The organism is Sandaracinaceae bacterium (assembly GCA_020633055.1).
In the GTDB taxonomy this organism is placed as follows: Bacteria; Myxococcota_A; Polyangia; order Polyangiales; family Houyiibacteriaceae; genus JADJJE01.
The window spans coordinates 304,130-319,235 of the sequence record JACKEJ010000008.1 but is presented as its reverse complement, the minus strand read 5'-3'; the positions used below and the strand labels follow the sequence as shown (position 1 = coordinate 319,235).

Sequence of the window (15,106 nt, the reverse complement as noted above, 5' to 3'; positions counted from 1 at the left end):
GGGGATAACGGGACTCCCCCATCGGCGCGCCCATGTTCTTCAGCCTGCTGCTCACCCACCTCCAGCCCAGCTCTCGCGCCGCGCGCGGCGACAAGGCGGGGGTGCGCGACGAGCGCGCGGGGCTGGACCTGGACGCGCTCTACCGGGCGCACTTCAACACCTTGTTCCGCACGGCGCGCGCGCTGGGCGTGAGCGAGGCGCAGCTGGACGACGTGGTGCAGGAGGTGTTCATCGTCGCCCTGCGCAAGCACCAGGCCTTCGAGGGGCGCTCCAGCCCCAAGACCTGGCTGACGGGCATCCTCGTGAACCTGGTGCGCAACCGGCGCAGGCTGGTGAAGCGGCCCACGGACCACCAGGTGGAGGCGCTGGTGGAGCCTGCCGCCGACCCCGAGCTGACCGTCGCGCGTGGGCAGGCGCGTGACCGGGTGCTGGCCGTGCTCGCCGCGCTGCCCGACGAGCAGCGCGAGGTGTGGGCCCTGACCGAGCTCGAGGCCATGACCGCCGCCGAGATCGCGGAGGCCTTGGACATCAGCCCCAACACGGTCTCGTCGCGCCTGCGCCTGGCGCGGCAGACCATCGCGCGGCGGCTCGCGGCCCTGCGCAGCGAGGGGGTGAGCCCATGAGCGCGCCGCACGATCCACACGGGCCAGAAGGCACGGATGATCTCGAGCTGGGCGCGGACTACGAGGCGTTCCTGGCCGACGCACAGCGCGCGCTCGAGCCCACGGCGGCCGACGCCACGCGGGTGCGCGCGGGGCTCGACGCGGCGCTCTCAGCGCGCGCGACCGTGCCGACGGAGCCCACCTCGCAGGGGGTGGGTGGCGCGGGGCAAGCCGGTGTGGCGGCGGGCGGTCGTGGGGCCGCGTCCATTACGGTGCGCTGGGTGGGCCTCGCGGTGCTGACGCTGGCCGTGCTGGGTGGGCTGACCCTCAGCCTGCGCGATGGAGCCCCCGCTGACGGGGCGAGCGCAGGGACGGGGGACGAGACGGCTGGGCCAACCGAGAGCGAGACGGCTTCCGGATCTGCGGGGGCTGCGCCCACCGGGGCCGCGACGTCCTCGGGCGCTTCGGGCGAGCCTGCCCGCGCGGGCGATGCGCAGGACGAGGCAGCCGCGCCGTCGGGCCTGGCGCTGGAGGACCCAACGTCGGTGGGCAGCGGCACCGCGTCCGAGGGGGAAGGCGCGGCCTCTAGTCGAGCGGCGTCACCCTCGACGCTGGCGGGAACACCGCGCGCGCGGTCGCGCGGCGCGCTCGTAGGCTCGAGCGCCGGCGCTGGGCAGGACTCCACCGAGAGCGGGAACCCCCCGGCGAACGACGAGGGCGCGAGCGCGGAACGCGGCTCGAACGTGGCTGGGACGGCGGACTCGGCGCACACCGCGAGCGGCGCCGCCATGCCCAGCGAGCCCAGCCTGCTCGCGCGCGAAGCGGCGCGGTTGCTGCGCGCGCGCAACGCGCTCTCCGCCGGGCGGCCCAGCGAGGCGCTCGAGCTCACCACGCGCTTGCCCGAGGGAGACCCGCTGGGCCCCGAGCGTCGCGCCATCCGCGTGCGTGCGCTGTGCGCGCTCGGGCGCACGGCCGAAGCGCGTCAGGTGGCGGGCACGCTCGGGCAGGGCAACGGCCCCAGCGCGGCCGCCGTGCGCGCTTCGTGCGTGGGTGAGCCCTGAGCGTTCGCCGCTGCCGCACGTGAGCGCCGCTCGCTGCGTCCTGTCCGACACACTCGTGAGTGTGCCTGCGCGCTGTCTTCGTCACTCAACATGCAGGGAGGGGCTCGGCGTCTCACGCCAGCACTCGACGCGCCGCGACGTGCTCGGAGTCCCCCCGCCACTCAACGGGCTGCGACGTGCTCGGCGTAGCCCGCCAGCAGCGCCTTCAGCAGCAGCGTGCTCACCACCAGCGAGCCGTGGTCGGTCAGGTGCCCCAGGTCCGAGATCACCAGCACGGGCCGGTTCGCACGCCAGCGCCGCATCGTGCCCTCACCTCCCGTCGCCGCGTGGGCGTCGAAGAAGGCGCACCCCGCTTCGGCGGCCGCGGCGCGCTGGGCGGCTACCACCTGCAGCACGCGCGGGATGCTGCGCACCTGGCCGCGCACCATCATGCCCTTGTCGAGCACGCTCATCACGAGGCAGGAAGCCTCCGGCCGCCCTGCCCGCGCACGGCGCAGCGCCTCCACGTACGTGGCTTGGAACGCTGGGGCGTCCAGGTCGGCGTTCACGCCCGCGTCGTTGCCGCCCATCCAGAACAGCAAGAGGTCCGGCTGACGCAGGCGCAGCTGCTCGGCCCAGTGCGCCTCGTCGAAGCGCAGCAGCACGCGCGTGTAGGCCCCCACCAGCGACGCCGCGTCCACCACCACGCCGCTCTGCTCGGACTCCATCACCACGCCGTACAGCCGCAGGTTGCCGCCCGCCGCGCGCACCCGCAGCGCGTGCGGCCCCTCGGGCACCTCGATGGCGTGCACTCGGTCACGCACCACGGGGCCGTCCGTTCCGAGCGTCCGGAACGGGCCCTCGTCCACGCTGTACGCCACGTCGCCGCCCTCGGGCTGCTCTTGGTAGTACAACTCGAAGCGGTTCACGCGGCGGTTCACGGGGCCGTCGCGCACGGTGCCGAACTCGCTCTCGCCGCCGGTCGCGCCGTTGCGCGCCAGCACCCCGGCCAGCCCGTAGCGTCCGTTCAGGATGAGCCCTCGGTTCACGACGTTCGTGCGCCAGCGTTCGTGGGTCCAGCGCACGTCCTTGTGCCGCTGCGACTGCCAGCCGCGCGCCATGGGGACGAAGCCCTTGCCGCCGTAGCCGAAGTACGCGCCCAGCTCGTGCCGCAGCGTGCGCGTCAGGCGGTCGGCGCCGTTCATGGACGTGCCGTAGACCAGGATGCGCGCCTTTGGGCCGGGGTGCCCTGGGGTCAGCGCGCGCAGCGACTCGTAGAAGTGCGTGAGGGCGGCGGGGTCGCCCTCGATGCGTCGCGTGAGCCCCTCGTAGGCGCTCGCGGGAAAGGGCAGCTCCGCGGCGTGGGCTGCCACGGAAGCGTCCGGCGCGTCTGCGGCCGCGTCGGGCAGGGGCGCGCTGCCCATCACCTCGTCGTCCGTCGGCGCGGCGGCGGTGCCCACAGCGCCGGCGATGGTGGCCTGGCGCGCCGGCTCGAACAGGGACGCGAGCGGCAGCGCGTCGCCCTCGCGGTAGGGCTGCAGGCGCTCCAGCACGTCGCGTTGGTCGTCGGTCAGCGGCAGGCCGAGCGCCGCGTACGGGAGGGCCGCGCACACGCCCAGGCACAGCAGCAACACGAGCCCGTAGCGCACACCGTCGCTCGGCTGGTCCTCGCCGGTCGCATTCGGAGAGGCCGCCGCGGTGCTCCGCGGAGTCCGCACCGTGTCCTCCGCGTTGCGCCGCCGTGCCTCGGCCGCGTCGTCCGTTGGGCGCGTCGGCGAGGGGTTGCTGGCAGGGTCGTAATCGTGGTCGGCAGAGCTCATGACGAATCAGAACTGGAAGTAGATGAACGGGGCAGCCTGCTGCGATCCCACGTACAGCGCGGCCGCAGCCACCGCCGCCGACGTGACGGCCAGCGCAGGCGCGGGCAGGTCGGCCACGACGTCGCGCAGCCGCGTGACCCAGCGCTTGGGCGACGCGTGCACGAGCGCCATGCCGATGGTGAGCACCCACACGGACGGCGGCACGCGCAGCGAGCCCCAGTCGCCCGCGAACATGCGTGCGTACACCTCGCTCATGCGTTCCACGGTGGGCGAGCGGAAGATGGGCCACTGCAGCACGAAGAAGTGGAAGCTGACCAGGATGACGGCCGCGCGCTTCCAGCCCGACAGGTCTTTGGGCCCGCCCGTCAATCGACGGTACAGGCGGTTGAGCGTCACGCCGCTCGCGTGCCACAGGCCGAACAGCACGAACGTCCAGCCTGCGCCGTGCCACACGCCGATGAGGAAGAACGTGAGGAACAGGTTCGCGTAGGTGCGCGCCTCGCCCTTCCGCGAGCCGCCGAGGGGCACGTAGATGTAGTCCTGGATCCACGTGCTGAGCGTGATGTGCCAGCGCTTCCAGAACTCGATCGGGCCCGTGGCCATGAACGGGCGGTCGAAGTTCTCGGGCAGCTCCAGCGCGAACAGCCGCGCCGAGCCGCGCGCGATGTCCGTGTAGCCCGAGAAGTCGCCGTACATCTGCCAGGTGTAGGCGTAGATGGCGACCCACACCTCGCCCGAGCTGTACAGGTCCGGTCCCGCAAAGACGCGATCGATCAGGTTGGTGCCCAGGTAGTCGGCCACCAGCACCTTCTTGGTGATGCCGCACAGGATCAGGAACACGCCCTCGCCCACGTCACGACGGCGGATGCGCGGCGGCACGCCCAGCTGCGGCAGGAACTCCTTGGCGCGCACGATGGGCCCTGCGATGAGCTGCGGAAAGAACGCGACGTAGGTGGCGAACTCGATGAAATTGTGCGCGGGCGGGATGCGCCGCCGGTACACGTCGATGGTGTAGCTGAGCGTCTGGAACGTGTAGAACGAGATGCCCACCGGGAGCGTGAGCCGCAGCAGGTGCGGCTCCGTGGGTACCCCCGCGAGCGTGAGGGCGTCGGCCGTGGCCTCGATGAAGAAGTCGGCGTACTTGAACAGACCGAGCAGGCCGAGGTTGAGCGTGAGGCTCAGCAGCAAGAGCAGCTTGCGCGGGCGCTGGGCCTCGATGCGGCCGAGGGCAATGCCGATGCCGTAGTCCACCACCGTCGAGGCGATCACCAGCCCGATGAACTTCGCGCTCCACGACATGTAGAACAGGTAGCTGGCCGCGAGGAGCAGCGAGATGCGGGCTACCCGGTGGCGCGCGAGGGACCAGAACGCGACGAACGTGACAGCGAGAAATAGGACGTAGCCGAGGCTATTGAACAGCAACGCAAGAGACCTTGGGGGTGAATCGTTCGCGGCATCCAGCGGTGGACGCTACAGTGAGCGCCCGTTGCAGACAGCGACGTTGAACGATGCAGCTACCCTACGACGCGAACCCCCTCGGGGTCCACCCGCGTGTCCCTCGCGCGGTGGTGCTCCTCATCCATACGGCGCTCGTCCTCGGTGCGTGCGAGGAGCTCGGCTCCGAGCGTGTGGGAGCGCAGACGGGCAGTGAGGGGCGCGCGGCGCCAACCTCTCGCGAGCCGTCTCCCGGCGCGACGACGCCTGCGCCCGCACAAGCGCCCGTGCCCCCCACCAGCGGCGTGGTGGTGCTCACGGGCCCTCCGCCCGAGGTGCCCTCGTGCTTCCTGCCCACGCCGGTCCACCACCCCGACTGGGTGCGCGCGCGCAACCGCGTGTTCGCGCGGGCAGACGGGCAAGACCTGGCGCTCGACGTGTTCCGCGCGCCCGGCGAAGAGCCCAAGCCCGCCATCGTGCTCTTGCATGGCGGCGGCTGGCGTGCGGGGGAGCGTGCCCACGTGAACGAGCCCGCGCGTGCCTTCGCGCGTCTGGGCTACGCGGCGGTGCCGGTCTCGTATCGCTTGGTCGACGTCGAGACGGGCACGGGACGCTTCCCAGCCCCGGTCAACGACGTGCGCTGCGCGGTGCGCTACCTGCGGGTCCACGCGGACGAGCTCGGCATCGATCCGGCGCGCATCGGCGTGCTGGGCTTCTCGGCGGGCGGGCACCTGGCGGCGATGGTGGCCACGGCGAGCGACGAGGGCTCGCTCGAGCCCGAGTGCCCCATCACGGAGAGCTCCCCCGCGGTGCAGGTGGCCGTCTCGTTCTATGGCGCGCACGATCTCAACGCGCGCTTCGGGTCGGGCGCACGCGCGCTCATCGCCGCGTTTCTCGGACCCGCAAACTCCGTCGAGCGGCGCGCGGCGGCTTCGCCCATCACCTACGTAGACCCCACCGACCCGCCGTTGCTGTTGGTGCACGGCGCGCGCGACACGGTCGTCCCCATCGATCAGTCGCGCCGAATGTACGCCCGCCTGTTGGAAGAAGGGGTCCAGGCGCAGCTGGTCGAAGTGCGCGAGGGGCTGCATGGCTTCTCCATCTTCCGCGAGGGGCGCCACCCCCGCGCCAGCTGCACCTCGCTGCGCTTCCTGGCCGAGCACCTGCGGCCTGTCACACCCCCGCCACGCAACGCCCCGGGGCGTCCTCGTGGCGCGCGTGTCGCACCGGTGGATGCACCGTGACATCTTCGGAAACACCATGATTTCAAGGGCAAAACGGCGCGTCTGACGCTTGCCGACGTGCGCCCGCGCGGGGAGGCTCGCGCGCATGTCCAACCCCCCCCAAGGCCGCTGGGTCGCGCTCGATCGTCTGCGCGCCATCGCCGTGTTGTTGATGATCCAGGGCCACCTCTTCCACGAACTGCTGGACCCTGCGGCGCAGACCGGTCCCTGGTTTCGGTTGCACAAGCTCTTCCACGGGATGACCGCGCCCATGTTCCTGATGGGCGCTGGCCTGGCGTTCGGCCTGACGACGTACCCCCGCTGGGAGACGTTTCGCAGCGGGGGCCCCGAGCACACCGCGCGTCTGCGGCGCTACGCGCTGATCGTGCTGCTGGGCTATGCGCTGCAGCTGCCGGGGCACAGCCTCTCCTCGCTCTTCTCACGCTCGCCCGAGGTGTGGGCGCAGATCGTGAAGGTCGGTCCGCTGCAGCTGATCGGCATCCTGCTCTTCTTCGCGCAGCTCGGCGCGCGGGTCATCGCCAGCCCGCGCGTGCACGCCGCGCTCGCGCTGCTGCTGGGGATCGTGGTGGTGTCGGTGTCGCCCTTCGTGTGGAACCTCGCGCCCGGTGACCTCTCGCCGACGGGCCTCGAGGCGCTGCTGCACGGCCACCGCGGCTCCCAGTTCCCAGCCTTCCCCTGGGCCGCGTTCCTGTGCTTTGCGTTGGCGCTCTCGGCGCTCTCCACATCGCCTCGCGGGCTGCGCTGGCTGCGCAGTGGGGTCACCTGGGCCGTGGGCGGAGCGCTCGCGTGCGGCACCACCTACACCCTCTACCGCATCCAGGTGAACCCCTACGGCGAGCACGACTTCTGGCATTCGAACCCGCTCTACGTAGGCTTCCGCGCAGGCGGCGTGGCGCTCTGGCTCGCGACTGCGTCGCTGTTCGCGGGGCGGGCGCGGCGCCTCGATCGCGGGCTCGCCATCCTCGCGCGCCACTCGCTCTTCGCCTACGTGGCGCACCTGCTCATTCTCTACGGGTCGTTCCCGGTGCCGGGCTTCGTGCACGTGCTGGGGCGCGACTCGCTCTCCATCCCCGAGGCCACGGCGGCGTCCCTGCTGCTCATCGGGCTGACGGTCGCGCTGATCGTTACATGGCGTCACGTGCAGCACACACGGTTGATCCCCAACGGTTTCCAAAGCCTGACACGCCTGTTGGCGCGCTGTGACATTCGCGCCCTAGCGTTGCGCGCATGGACCAAGGGAACGCCATCCTCGGCTCACAGCGAAGGCTCGCTGGCCGCGGCGCGCCACGACGAGCCACCCGTGCACGCACCGCTGGGCTCCGTCTCGCCCTCGCCGCGTTCCTCGTAGCCACCACCAGCCAGTGCGCGCCCACCCGCAGCGCCAGCGCCGGTGGGAGCGGCCTGGCGCCGGTCACGCACGGGACGTGCAGCGAGCACCCCGCGGCCTACGTGCTGGACCCGGAGGACCCACAGCTGGAGCGCTCGGCGCTGGCCTACCGCCTGGCCGCCGCAGGCTTCGCGGTGGAGCCCCTGCCCCTCGACAGCTCACCCAGCGGCCTGCACGGCGTGCTCGTGATGCGCAGCGGCGCGGCCTCGCACCCCGCGTATGCGACCTACATGGAGCGCTTCCGCACGCACCTCTACCACTTCGTCGACCGCGCCAACGTGCTGGTGCAGCTGGCTCAGTCCCCGACCGACGAACCCTCACCGCGCTTCTTGCCCAGCACGCACGCCGCGCAGCGCGACCGGGCGCCCGTGAGCGCGCTGCACCTAGTCGAAAACGAGCACCCGCTGCTGGGCGGACGCGAGGCGGGCGCCCTCGCGCTGCCGAGCGCCGGGGTGCCGAACGCCTTCGGACACCAGGCAGGCTTCCAGGTGCTCATGGCCGAGGAGCGGGACGCGCGCCGCTCGCTGCTGCTCGAGGGAGCCTACGGACAGGGGCGCATCCTGCTCAGCGCGCTGCCCTTGGACGACGCGCACGAGGGTGCGCTGGGGGAGCTCTCGGATGACTTCTTCGCCGCGCTGCGCACGCACACACGCGACGTCTGCGAGCGTCGCACCCGCGCGCTCATCCCCACCTTCTCGGGCATGGAGCGGCGCTTCACCGAGGGCTCGGAGATGATCGCCGTCATGCCCGACACGCAGGTGTACGCGGTGCGCTACCCCGGCCTGTTCGTCGCGCAGACGGCGTGGCTGGCGCAGAACGCCGAGCCGCTCAACATCCGCATGGCGCTCCACCTCGGCGACATCGTGAACAACAACACGCCCATGGAGTGGCAGCGCGCGCGCTCGGCCATGGGGCTGCTCGACGGCGTGCTGCCCTACGTGATGGTGCCCGGCAACCACGACTACGGCCCCTCGGGCGACGCTTCCACGCGCGAGACCTACTTCAACAACTACTTCGAGTACGCCGAGCGCTCGGCCGAGCCCACCTTTGGTGGCGCCTTCGAGCCGGGCAAGCTCGACAACACGTACCACCTGGTCAACGCGTGGGGCCGGCGCTTCATCATCGTGGCGCTCGAGTGGGGCCCGCGCGACGAGGTGCTGGCCTGGGCCGACCACGTGATGGGGCAGCACCCGGACCACCTGGGCATCCTCGTGACGCACGCGTTCCTGAACCACAACGACCGCCGCTTCGACCACACGGACCTGCTGCACTCGCAGAGCTACAACCCGCACCACTACGCGACGGCGGGCGGCGTGAACGACGGCGAGGAGATCTGGCAGCGGCTCATCCGCCGCCACCGCTTCGTGATGACGCTCAACGGGCACGTGCTGGGCGACGGAACGGGGTACCTGGTGAGCGAGACCGACGCAGGCACGCGCTGTCACCAGATGCTGGTGAACTGGCAGATGGCGCAGCAGGGGGGCGAGGCCAACCTGCGCCTGCTCGAGCTGCTTCCGGACGGCGAGACCGTGCGCGTGCACGGCTACTCCGCGCTGCACGACCGCTTCTTGTTCGCGCCCGACCAGAGCTTCGAGTTCCGCGTGACCGAGCGCTGAGGGGGGGTTGCGTTTGGTGGGCACCCGGGAGTGAAGAGGCTGTCTCGGAACGGCACACCGTCCCGGATTTGGGCACCCCGGACTGAAGTCCGGGGCAGCGATCTCAGGTGATCGCGCGCTCGAAGTCCGCCCCCTGCGGAGGCGGACTGCGCCTTGTGGACTGCTGGCGGGTGTTCGGCGGGACGCTCGCAACCTTGTAGTTGCGGCGGCGCCGAGCAAGACAGTCCTCCCCCCTTGTGGGGAGGACTTTTCCGAGTGCCCGGCGGTAGCCGGGCGCTCGGAAGGATGCTGCCCCGGACTTTAGTCCGGGGTGCCCCTATTCGCAGCTTTCTCGAAAGACAGCCTCTCCAGTCCAGGGTGCCACATGCGAGAGCCCCCTACGGTTGGGGGCGCTCAATCAGCCTGCGCCGTTCGCGGCCTCACAGGGGCTTGTCAGCCCATCACCCATCGGTTGACACTGCGTGCCATGAGCACCAACCCCACCCGTGTGCGCGTGGCCGACGCCGCGCACCGTCATTGGCGCATGCCGCGACCGCTGCGCGCGGCCACCCGCTCGTTCGCCGAGGCGCTGTTCATGAGCGAGGAGGGCCCGCCCCCCGTCGAGCGCGTGGACTGGCTGCTGGACGAACTGGACCACTACCTGGCGCACGCCGGCTCGCGCGCGCAGCTTGTGTTCCAATCGGCGGTGACGGGGCTGCTCACGCTGGCGCCGCTGGCCATCGGAAAGGCCCCGCCGCTGACGCGGCTGTCGCTCGAGGACCGCGTGCACGCCATCGAGCGGGTGGAGCAGTCCTCGGCCGGGCTCTCGGTGCTCGCGGCCAAGACCATGCTCTGCTTCATCTGGTACGAGCACCCCGAGGTGCGTCGCAGCGTGGGCGTGACCGATGGCTGCATGGTGGAGGGCGCGTCGTGACGTACCTCAGCGGACGGGATCACCGCGGCGCGCTCATCGTGGACGCGGACGTGGTGGTGGTGGGCTCGGGCGCCAGCGGCGCCGTGGTGGCGACGGAGCTGGCCGAGGCCGGGCAGCGCGTGATCGTGCTGGAGGAGGGCGCGCGCGTCCCGCAGGCCGAGTACGGCGCCATGCGCGTGAGCGAGTCGCTGCGGCACATCTGGCGCGACGGAGGCATGACGGTGGCGGTGCCCCTCGGGGACTCGCCCGCCATCAACGTCACCATGGGCAAGGTGGTGGGCGGCTCGTCCGTGCTCACGGGCGGCGTGTGCTTCCGCCTGCCGGGGCGCATCCTGCACGAGTGGCAGCGGCACCACGGCCTGCCCGAGTACACCGAGGCGTCCATGGAGGAGGCCACGCTCGCGGTGGAGAAACACTGCCACATCGAGACCGTGCCCACCGCCATGCGCTCGCGCGCGACCACGCTCTTCGACGAGGGGGCCCGCAAGCGCGGCTTCGAGCTGAAGCCCCTGCGGCGCAACACGCGCGACTGTCACGGGTGCGGGCGCTGCAACTTCGGCTGCCCCGAGGGCGCCAAGCTGAGCGTGGACCTGAGCTACCTGCCGCGCGCCGTCGCCGCGGGCGCCACGGTCTACTCGCACTGCTTGGTGGACAAGGTGGTCAGTCGCGGTGGCCGCGCCGTGGGCGTGACCGGGCGCGTGCTGAACGGGCCCGAGGGGCGCCCCGGCGACAAGCTCACCGTGCACGCGCGCCGCGTGGTGCTGGCCTGCAGCGCTTGGTACACGCCGCTGATCCTCATGCGCAGCGGCGTCGGTCGGCGCAGCAAGGTGCTGGGCAAGCGCATGACGCTGCACCCCGGCTTCCGCATGATGGCGCGCTTCGACGAGGACGTGCGTGGCTGGCGCGGCGCGATGCAGTCCGCCTTCAGCGACGCGTTCGAGGACGAGGGCGCCACGCTGGTGAGCGTGTTCATCCCGCCCAGCGTCATCGGCGCCACCATGCCGGGCATCGGCGCCTCGCACCACGCGCGCGCCCAGCAGCTGCCCAACATCGCGATGTTCGGCGGCATGATCCACGACGAGGGCGGGGGCACGGTGCGCCAGGGCTTCGGCCGCGAGCCCATCGTCACGTACCGCATGGCCAAGGAGGACCGCCCCAAGGTCAGCGCCATCATCCGCGCGCTCGGTGAGACCTACCTCGCCGCGGGCGCGAAGGAGCTCTTCCCGCCGCTGCTTGGGCTCACCCACGGGCTCGACGCGGACGCCTTCCGCAAGCTCGACCTCGACGCCATCCCCATGAGCCGCTTCGAGACCTCGTCGCAGCACCCGCTCGGCACGGCCCGCATGGGCAAGGACGGCGTCAGCGCCGTGGTGGACGCCGACGGACGCGCCTTCGACCTGGACGAGCTCTACGTGGTGGACGGCTCCGTGCTGCCCACCAGCCTGGGCGTGAACCCGCAGCTGAGCATCATGTCCATCGCGACGCGCCTGGCGTGGCGCATGCGGGAGCGCCCGCTGGTGTGAGCGAGCGCCCCCGCGAGTCGGGGGTTGCAGGCGCATCGCAAGACCCGTGAGACCGTCGCGCTGTCGGGCCATGTGTGGCAACGTGCGCGCCATGGCACACGCCCCCGAGCGCACGGTCTTGGCCTTGTTGGATTTGCTCGATGTCTCCTTCGGGAGAGATGCCGCCTCGCTGGGGCTGCGGCCGCCCGTCGCGCGCGGGGTGCTGGGGGCGGTGGCGCAGCGCGTCCCGGGGCAGCGTCTGCCGGCGGCGCTGACGGGGCTCTACCGCTGGCACGACGGCCAGGAGCCCGGCGCGCCCTCGCTGCACCCGCGCGTCGAATGGCGGCTGCTCGCGGCGGAGGAGATGGCCGAGCAGACGGGGGCGGACGACGCCGGGTTCGCGCTGTTCGAGACGCGCGATGGGGATGTCGTGCGGGTGATGCGTGACGGGTCACTCGTCGACGTGGTCGATGGGCCGCTCACGCTGAATGCGTTCTTGACCGAGGTGCTGGAGCAGCGCGGCGTGAGCTTGGCGCGCCCTCCGCGCCCCGCGCGTCCCTTCGGTGAGGTGCTGGAGGAGCTGCTCGCGTTGGTGCGCGAGTCCAGCTGTGTCCCGTTGCGGGGGAGCGATGCGGCTGAGCTGGATGGGCTCGCGGCGCAAGGGCTGCCGGCGACGCTGCAGACGTGGTTCGCCCTGCACGACGGCCAGCCCGAGGACGCGCCCCAGGAGGAGTACGGACAGGGCCTGCATCCCCGCTTCCGTGCGCGCGCGCTGAGCGCGGCCGAGGTGCGCGCGCACTGGGACGGGCTGCGCGCCGAGCGCCTGGTGCCGCCGGCGACGCCGACCTGCGTGCCGCTCTTCGCGGGCGAGGGCGAGCGGCTGTTGGCGGTGGAGACCATGGGGCCGCACGACGGGGAGCTGCTGTGGCTCGACCGTGACGAGGACGCGTGGGGTGCGCGTCCGCTCGCGCTCTCGTTCGTGGAGTGGCTCGACGAGGCCGCTGCCGTGCGCCGGAATGATGCGCGCCGCCCCGAGCTGGACGTCCCCGACGATTACGCCACGAGCCCGGCCCAGCGGCGCGTGCTCGCGTTGGGCAGCATCCTCTACCAGCGCGACGAGCAGCGGCACGACGTGCTAGGCGGCGCGCTGCGCGTGGTGGGTGCGGGGCCTGCTTTCGCGGGTCATGCGGCGCACTGGGGGCGCACCACGCCCGAGGGGCTGCGGCGCACGCTCGCCGGGCTGCTGGACCCCACGTCGGACCCGGCGCGCGACGAGTCGGACGCCGAGCGCGACGACGCGGCGCTCGCTTGGGACCTGGGGCGCGCTTCTGCGCTCGCTGGCCGGGCGTACGTGGCGGGGATGCTCCCGCGCGACGAGGCTTGGGCCGCGTGCCTGCGCGCCGAGCGCCTTGCGCGTCCCCGCTTCGACAGCTGGGAGAGCTTCGGGACCGCCTATGCGGTGAGCTACCGCGCGTGGTGCGAAGAGAACGCGCGTGACGACGAGGACGTGCTGGCCGAGGTGGAGGTCGCCGTGGCCAAGCTGCTCGGGCCCGGTGGGGCGTGGCGCGAGACGCCGTGGGAGACCTCGACGGGCGATGTGCCCCCGCCGAGCGAGCCGCGCATGCGGACGCGCGACGTGGACCCCGACACGCTGCTCGACACGCTCCACACCGCCGAGCCCGGGGACCGCCTGCGGCTCGCGCCGGGCACCTACCGCGCGCCCCTGCGCGTGGCCACGAGCGTCGAGCTGATCGCCGCGGGCCCCGGGGTGGTGCTCTCGCCCGAGGGTCACGGGGTGGCGCTCACCGTGGCGGGGGCGTCCCTCTTCCTCGAAGGCGTCGATGTGCGCGCGCTGGGCGCCGAGCACGGCGCGCCCTCGGCGGGGGTGGTGGTCGAGTCCGGCTACCTCTGCATGCGCGGCGGGTCCATCGAGGCCGCCCGCAACGCGCTCGAGGTGACCGCGAGCGAGCACGCGCTGCTGATGGACGTGCGCGTGCGCGCCGAGCGCGGCGTCGCGTGCTGGGTGGGGCCCAACGCAGAGCTCGGCCTGTCTGGGGTGCACATCGAGGAGTCCGGTACGGGTGTCGAGGCGCTCGGGAGCGCGTGCATGGACGGGGGGTGCATCACGGATGCCGAGACGCACGCGTGGGTGGCGCGCGGCGGCGAGATCGTGGCTCACGACGTGACGGCGCGTGGCACGGAGCTGACGACGGCAGCGTCCGTCGACGGTGGCACGCTGCGGCTGCGCGGGTGTGCCCTGCTGGACAACGCCGGCGTGGGCGCCGTGGTCGGCGACGGCGCGCGGGCCGAGCTGGTGGGGGTGCGCTTCGAGCGCAGCGCGGGCGCGCACCTGCAGGTGTTCGACGCGTTTCGGGCCGTCTTCCTCGACTGCACGTTCGACACGTGTGGCGGGTCTGCGGTGGCGCTGTGGCCCGGCGCGGGTGCACGCTTCGAGGGCTGCACCGTGGTGCACTCGGCGCAGGCGGCGGTCTGGGCTCGGGGCGCGGTCGACGACTACCCCGAGTGGGTGGGCGGGAGCATCGAGGGGCACGACGAGGCGGGGGCCGTGTTCGCGACTGACGGGGCCGAGCTGGTGGTCGAGAGCGCCAGCCTGCGCGCCGGGGCGGTGGTCGGCGTGGAGGCCACGACGGGGGCGACGGTCCGGCTGCGCGAGGTGACCGTGGAGGCCGCCGCGGGCGCGGCCTGGGTGCACCACGACGCCAAGCTCTCGTGGGACCACGGCAGCGCGCGCTCTGGCCAGGGCAACGCGGTGCTCGCCACCGACGGCGGCTCCTTCTACGCGGACGGCCTCGAGGTGCGCTCCGGGGGCGTGGGCGTGGCGCTGGGGCAGGGCGTCGTGTCGCTGCTGCATCGGTGCCGCTTCATCGAGCCGGGCGCGCAGGCCGTGCTGTGCGACGGCGCCCTGGTCACCGCGCTGCACTGTGAGATGGAGGCCCCGGGCGAGGAGGCCGTGTACGTCACCAGCGGTGGCAAGGCCGTGGTGCACGACTGCACGGCGCGTGGCTGCGGCGACCTCGCGCTGCGGCTCGACGGAGCGCACGCGTGGGTGCAGGGCTGCACGCTCGCGGAGGGCAAGAGCGCGGCCATCGGCGCGTTCGGAGAGACGGCGCTGTGGCTGGTCGACACGCGCATCGACGGCACCGGCTCGGCCGGCGTGGAGCTGGCGGACGACGCCGAGGCGTGGTTCGACGGGTGCACCATCGAGGCGCCCGGCGAGAACGCGATCTTTGCGTACGACCGCGCGCGCGTGCAGGTGGTCGGCGGCGCGCTGGCTGGCGGGAGCGAGAACGCGGTGGCCGTGGACGATGACGCGCACGTGACGCTGGAAGCGGTGGCGCTCACGCCGGGCGCGCAGGGGCTGTTGGGTGGTCCGCGCGCGGACAGCGCGGAACAGGTGAAGGCCGGCACGTGTCCTTCGTGGCGCGACGTGGCCGACGGTGACGCGCGCTTCGCGGTCCTGGCCGAGGCTCACGCGGGGTTCACGGAGGAGGGCGAGGAGGAAGGCTGACGCGCCTGCGTCCCTTTGG

The 15,106-nt window shown here is 72.4% G+C and carries 9 protein-coding genes; 7 read left to right on the top strand and 2 right to left on the bottom strand.

Annotation, left to right across the window (positions count from 1 at the left end):
- The first annotated feature begins 32 nt into the window (after positions 1-32).
- Both H6726_18165 and H6726_18160 read left to right on the top strand, forming a co-directional pair.
- Positions 33-623 carry a sigma-70 family RNA polymerase sigma factor gene (locus tag H6726_18165; protein ID MCB9659577.1) on the top strand — a complete coding sequence of 197 codons (591 nt, stop codon included), beginning with the start codon at positions 33-35 and terminating at the stop codon, positions 621-623.
- The gene (locus H6726_18160; protein ID MCB9659576.1) at positions 620-1,663 is read left to right on the top strand and encodes a hypothetical protein; all 1,044 of its coding nucleotides are present in this window, start codon (positions 620-622) and stop codon (positions 1,661-1,663) included. The genes H6726_18165 and H6726_18160 overlap by 4 nt, the downstream gene beginning before the upstream one ends.
- Before the next feature lie 161 nt (positions 1,664-1,824).
- On the opposite strand, the gene H6726_18155 is transcribed toward H6726_18160, so the two are convergent.
- Entirely contained in the window at positions 1,825-3,462 is a 1,638-nt protein-coding gene (locus H6726_18155; protein MCB9659575.1) for a hypothetical protein, read from the bottom strand.
- Positions 3,463-3,468: 6 nt separating this feature from the next.
- Positions 3,469-4,884 carry an MBOAT family protein gene (locus tag H6726_18150; protein MCB9659574.1) on the bottom strand — a complete coding sequence of 472 codons (1,416 nt, stop codon included), beginning with the start codon at positions 4,882-4,884 and terminating at the stop codon, positions 3,469-3,471.
- A gap of 86 nt (positions 4,885-4,970) precedes the next feature.
- Here H6726_18150 and H6726_18145 point away from each other — a divergent pair, with 86 nt between their 5' ends.
- The 5 genes from H6726_18145 to H6726_18125 all read left to right on the top strand — a co-directional run bounded on the left by H6726_18145 (position 4,971) and on the right by H6726_18125 (position 15,087).
- Positions 4,971-6,140 (top strand): alpha/beta hydrolase, encoded by a 1,170-nt coding sequence (locus tag H6726_18145; GenBank protein MCB9659573.1) that lies wholly within the window; start codon positions 4,971-4,973, stop codon positions 6,138-6,140.
- A 1,227-nt stretch (positions 6,141-7,367) separates the two neighbouring features.
- Complete coding sequence (locus tag H6726_18140) at positions 7,368-9,143, top strand: metallophosphoesterase (protein ID MCB9659572.1); 1,776 nt, start codon at positions 7,368-7,370, stop codon at positions 9,141-9,143.
- 466 nt (positions 9,144-9,609) lie between these two features.
- Entirely contained in the window at positions 9,610-10,056 is a 447-nt protein-coding gene (locus tag H6726_18135) for a hypothetical protein (protein MCB9659571.1), read from the top strand.
- On the top strand, positions 10,053-11,579 hold the full coding sequence (locus H6726_18130) for a GMC family oxidoreductase (protein ID MCB9659570.1): 1,527 nt from the start codon (positions 10,053-10,055) through the stop codon (positions 11,577-11,579). The genes H6726_18135 and H6726_18130 overlap by 4 nt, the downstream gene beginning before the upstream one ends.
- A gap of 91 nt (positions 11,580-11,670) precedes the next feature.
- Complete coding sequence (locus H6726_18125) at positions 11,671-15,087, top strand: DUF1266 domain-containing protein (GenBank protein ID MCB9659569.1); 3,417 nt, start codon at positions 11,671-11,673, stop codon at positions 15,085-15,087.
- The last annotated feature ends 19 nt before the right edge of the window (positions 15,088-15,106 follow it).

Bases quoted from the DNA above. Each gene is read 5' to 3' on its own strand.
- H6726_18155 (MCB9659575.1), bottom strand. From the start codon at position 3,462: ATGAGCTCTGCCGACCACGATTACGACCCTGCCAGCAACCCCTCGCCG.
- H6726_18140 (MCB9659572.1), top strand. From the start codon at position 7,368: ATGGACCAAGGGAACGCCATCCTCGGCTCACAGCGAAGGCTCGCTGGC.
- H6726_18165 (MCB9659577.1), top strand. From the start codon at position 33: ATGTTCTTCAGCCTGCTGCTCACCCACCTCCAGCCCAGCTCTCGCGCC.
- H6726_18135 (MCB9659571.1), top strand. From the start codon at position 9,610: ATGAGCACCAACCCCACCCGTGTGCGCGTGGCCGACGCCGCGCACCGT.
- H6726_18145 (MCB9659573.1), top strand. From the start codon at position 4,971: ATGCAGCTACCCTACGACGCGAACCCCCTCGGGGTCCACCCGCGTGTC.
- H6726_18160 (MCB9659576.1), top strand. From the start codon at position 620: ATGAGCGCGCCGCACGATCCACACGGGCCAGAAGGCACGGATGATCTC.
- H6726_18125 (MCB9659569.1), top strand. From the start codon at position 11,671: ATGGCACACGCCCCCGAGCGCACGGTCTTGGCCTTGTTGGATTTGCTC.